General features: G+C 66.5%; 3 protein-coding genes. 2 read left to right on the top strand and 1 reads right to left on the bottom strand.

All coding sequences use genetic code 11. The annotated features are described in order from the left end of the window. Window positions 1-253 precede the first annotated feature (253 nt). A complete protein-coding gene (locus BL253_RS38855) occupies window positions 254-1,186 on the bottom strand; it encodes an SDR family NAD(P)-dependent oxidoreductase (RefSeq protein ID WP_076823098.1) in 933 nt (310 codons plus the stop codon). A 181-nt stretch (window positions 1,187-1,367) separates the two neighbouring features. Here BL253_RS38855 and BL253_RS38850 point away from each other — a divergent pair, with 181 nt between their 5' ends. Together BL253_RS38850 and BL253_RS38845 are read left to right on the top strand one after the other, a co-directional pair. Then, the gene (locus tag BL253_RS38850; RefSeq protein WP_076819264.1) at window positions 1,368-3,050 is read left to right on the top strand and encodes a class I adenylate-forming enzyme family protein; all 1,683 of its coding nucleotides are present in this window, start codon (window positions 1,368-1,370) and stop codon (window positions 3,048-3,050) included. Further along, on the top strand, window positions 3,047-3,511 hold the full coding sequence (locus BL253_RS38845) for a VOC family protein (RefSeq protein ID WP_076819263.1): 465 nt from the start codon (window positions 3,047-3,049) through the stop codon (window positions 3,509-3,511). Before BL253_RS38850 ends, BL253_RS38845 begins: the two co-directional genes overlap by 4 nt. The last annotated feature ends 34 nt before the right edge of the window (window positions 3,512-3,545 follow it).

Below are 3,545 nucleotides of genomic sequence, written 5' to 3'. Positions count from 1 at the left end.
AGAGTGATGTCCCCGGACACGCCCTGTGACGCCGTCTGCAACGCCGACACCAGCGTGAACATGATCATGCCGTCCTGGAAGCTGAGGTCGATGTCCTTTCCATAGGTTCGCCGGCTGACTTTTCCCGGAGTGCGCAACATGTATTCACCTTGCGTGTCGATGGGCGCGAGTTGCCGCGTGGTTCGGCAATACGTTCGCCTGAGCTAGCCGATGGACCACTGGAGCGGTGCTTGTCAGCCGAGCCTGAGCGACTTCAGTGCTGGCCCGCGAAGGCGTCAAGTCCCGCGTCACGCGCCGAAGACTGGTCGACCACCTTGCCCCAATGGTCGACGATCTCCTCCGCGGTGGCGAGTTCTGCGCCTCCCGACCAGCCGGCGTTGCGGGTGATGCCGAACCGCCCATACCAACCACCCCATGAGCACAGGACCTCACCGGTGACCGGACACGTCGAATGGGTGAGGACGGCGATGATCGGGCTCACACGCTCCGGCTTCAGGCTCGCTGCCACCTTCGCGTTGCGTACGAGATCAGCGTCGGCGCTGGCGTGGTAGGTCGCCGACTCCACCATCGCGAGGTGCATCCGGGTACCGAGCGCACCCGGCGCGACGATGTTCGCCTTGATGTTGTGCGGAGCGCCTTCGAGGGCAATGGAGCGTGTCAGCCCGAGGAGGCCGGACTTCGCGGCGGCATAGTTGGCCTGGGCATGCGCGCCCAGCATGCCCGCGCTCGACGTGATCGCCACGATCCGCCCGCCGCCACCTGACTTCATTACCTTGAAGGCCGGATGAAATACCCGCATGACGCCCCGCAGATTCACATCGATCACATCGTCGAAATCGTCGAGCGTCATCTCGTCGAACGGTTTGTCGCGCAGGATCGCATGGTTGGCCACCACCGCGTCCAACCGGCCCCACTCGTCCATGGCCTGCTCGGTGAGACTCCTGGCGCCGTCCGCCGTCGCGACCGACGCCGTGTTCGCGACCGCCTCGCCTCCCGCGGCCTTGATCTCGGCGACGACAGACTCCGCGAGACCAGGGTCGCTGCCACCACCGAAGGGATGGCCACCGAGGTCGTTGACCACCACTCTCGCCCCTCGCCGCGCGAGTTCAAGCGCGTGGCAACGGCCCATGCCGCCACCCGCTCCCGTCACCACGATGACGTCGCCGTCGAAGCTCAGCGTGCTCACGTGTTCTCCTTCTCGCGCTTCGCGAGCGCCCGGCCTCAGTCGTGCCCGGCAGTCGCGGGTGTCGTGTGACCGGGGACACTAGACGAAGGCTGGCACTGAGTGCCAGTCTTGCAACCTCATGGCCCTCATATCACTGGTAAACCGTGGCACTCAGTGCCATCGCGAGCTAGAGTACTCAGCCGTGTGGGACTTCGAAACGCTCAGCGGTCCGCCGTTACGGGAGGCGTCCGACGTCGGCGCGCTCACCCTTGGCCAGGTGCTCGCCGACCAGTGCGCGCAGCATCCTGACCACGAAGCTCTGGTCTTCGACGATCCCCTGGTCGGTGAAACGGTTCGCTGGACCTACCGAGACCTCGCCGACCAGGCCCGCCGGATCGCCAAAGCTCTCCTCGCGCGCGGCACCTGCAAGGGCGCGCGCGTCGGCATCCTCATGGGAAATCGCCCCGAAGCCGTGGCCTCGCTGTTCGGAGCGGTGCTCGCCGGAGCGGTGGCCGTCCCCCTCTCGACCTTCTCGCCCGGGCCCGAGCTGTCCTACCTGGTATCCCATTCCGACGTCAGCGTGCTGCTCCTGCAGACCTCGATGGGCCGCAGACGGTTCGCCGCCGACCTGGTCGGCCTCTGTCCTGGCGCGGCGGGCTCACGGCCGATCAGAGATCCCGCCTACCCGTCCCTCCGCCACGCCGCGGCGCTCGGGCCATCGACGGACCGCGCGAACATCCAGGCATGGGAGGCGTTCCTCGAGCGCGGCGACGCGGTGGGCGACGCGCTTCTCGACGCCGTCACCGCCCAGGTCGACCCGTCCGACTCGGCGACCATCATCTACAGCTCCGGGACGACCGACCGGCCCAAAGGGGTCCTCCACTCTCATGAGTCCGTCGCGCTGCAGTGGTGGATCCAGGCCAAGCTCTTCGGACGCGACGCGGCCACCAGGGTCTGGAGTCCTCTCCCGCTGTTCTGGACGGCCGGCCTCAATGCCGCGATGGGAGCGACGATCGCCGCGGGCGGGACGTGGGTGATGCAGGAGCAGTTCGAACCGGGCCACGCGCTGCGCCTCCTGGAAAGGGAGCGCGTGACCGAGCCGCACGCCTTCGCCCACCAGGCACGGACGCTCGCCGAGCATCCGACGTGGCCGAGCACCGACCTCTCGTCGTGTACACGGGTCTATGGCAAGTCGGTCTTCACTCGCCATCCAACCGTCAAGGGTGACATGACCTGGAACATGCCTGTCGGCTACGGCATGTCGGAAACCGCATCATTCCTTGCGGGATTTTCGAGCGACACCCCACGGGAGTTGTTGCGGGGTGGTTCCTATGGACGGCTGCTCCCGGGAAGCCAGCTGCGAGTGATCGACCCAGATACCGGCCGGGCTCTGCCGGCGCGAGAGGAGGGCGAGCTCATCGTGCGCGGCCCGACCCTCATGGAGCACTACGTGAAGCGGACACGATCGCAGTGTTTCGACCTCGAGGGTTTCTTCCACACCGGAGACCGGGGATTTTACGACGAGGACGGCAACATCTACTTCTCCGGCCGAGCCACCGAGATGATCAAAACTGGCGGCGCGAACGTGTCACCAGCGGAAATCGAGCTCCAACTCCACGCCTTCGAACCCGCCAAGCTCGCGCGAGCGATCGGCGTCGACGATCGTCGCCTCGGTCAGATCGTGGTGCTCTGCGTCGAGCTGAAAGACGGATCGACGGCCACCGAGCTCGACATAAGATCCTTCCTGCGCGAGCGGCTGGCGAGCTACAAGGTGCCCAAGAAAGTGCTGTTCTTCGCTGACGGCGAAATACCGCTCAACGGCAGCGGAACGAAGGTTCAGGACGGCCGGCTCATCGTGATGGCACAGGATCGGCTGCACTCATGACACCTACCGTGCCCGGACTTCTCCAGCCCGATGATCTCTTCCACACCGGGATCGTCGTCGACGACCTCGCCAGCGCCAGGGAGCGGCTCGGCGCCGACCTCGGCGTGACCTGGCACGAGGGCGGTGCCGCCGTTCGCCTGCGCACCCAGGACGGAACGCGCACCGTGTCGACGGCATACGTCCTGTCACGGGAGGGCTCACACCACATCGAACTCGTCCAGGCCATCGAGGGAACGGTGTGGACGGCCACCCCGCCAGGTCACGCCCATCATCTCGGCTACTGGGTCGACGACCTGGCCTCCACGGCTGCCGCCCTGGAGACGCTCGGGTGGACGACCGAGGCGACGATCGCGATCAGAGACGATCGTCCGCCGATGTGCAGCTACCTGCGCGCACGCAGCGGGCTGTACGTGGAGATCGTCGACCGAAGCCTGCTGCCGGTGCTGCTCCCGGCGACCTGACGGCACTCCGCCCAGACGGGTGGATGAGGAGGAG

Source organism: Pseudofrankia asymbiotica, assembly GCF_001983105.1.
Classification (GTDB): domain Bacteria; phylum Actinomycetota; class Actinomycetes; order Frankiales; family Frankiaceae; genus Pseudofrankia; species Pseudofrankia asymbiotica.
The sequence above is the reverse complement of the archived record's forward strand: the minus strand, read 5'-3'. Positions and strand labels throughout refer to the sequence as shown.

Coding starts and splice junctions, on each gene's coding strand:
- BL253_RS38845 (WP_076819263.1), top strand. CDS start 3,047: ATGACACCTACCGTGCCCGGACTTCTCCAGCCCGATGATCTCTTCCAC.